Source organism: Pseudomonas frederiksbergensis, from assembly GCF_003732665.1.
GTDB classification, from domain to species: domain Bacteria; phylum Pseudomonadota; class Gammaproteobacteria; order Pseudomonadales; family Pseudomonadaceae; genus Aquipseudomonas; species Aquipseudomonas frederiksbergensis_G.
In genome coordinates this window covers 1-298 of sequence record NZ_MOBP01000210.1, presented here as the reverse complement: position 1 = coordinate 298, position 298 = coordinate 1, and the positions used below count along the sequence as shown (strand labels likewise).

At 61.1% G+C, this 298-nt stretch carries 1 protein-coding gene; it reads left to right on the top strand.

What is annotated here, in order from left to right; genetic code table 11:
* Positions 1 to 298: ABC transporter substrate-binding protein (locus BK665_RS33860; RefSeq protein ID WP_259699689.1), on the top strand; the 298-nt coding region annotated here is incomplete at both ends.

Below are 298 nucleotides of genomic sequence, written 5' to 3'. Positions count from 1 at the left end.
CCTGCTGCGCAATTCCCTGGAATTCCTGACCTGGGGCGACGCCGACAACATCACCCACCCGTACCTTGCCGAGAGCTGGAGCCCGTCCGAAGACTTGAAGACCTGGACCTTCAACCTGCGCCAGGACGTGAAGTGGAGCAACGGCGACACGTTCAACGTCGAGGACGTGCAGCACAACATCCAGCGCTGGATTGCCGCCGATTCGAAATCGGTCAACCGCACCGCATTCCAGGACATCAGCGCCTTCGAGAAAGTCAGCGACTTCCAGTGCCGCCTGGTGCTCAAGCGGCCGATGCTG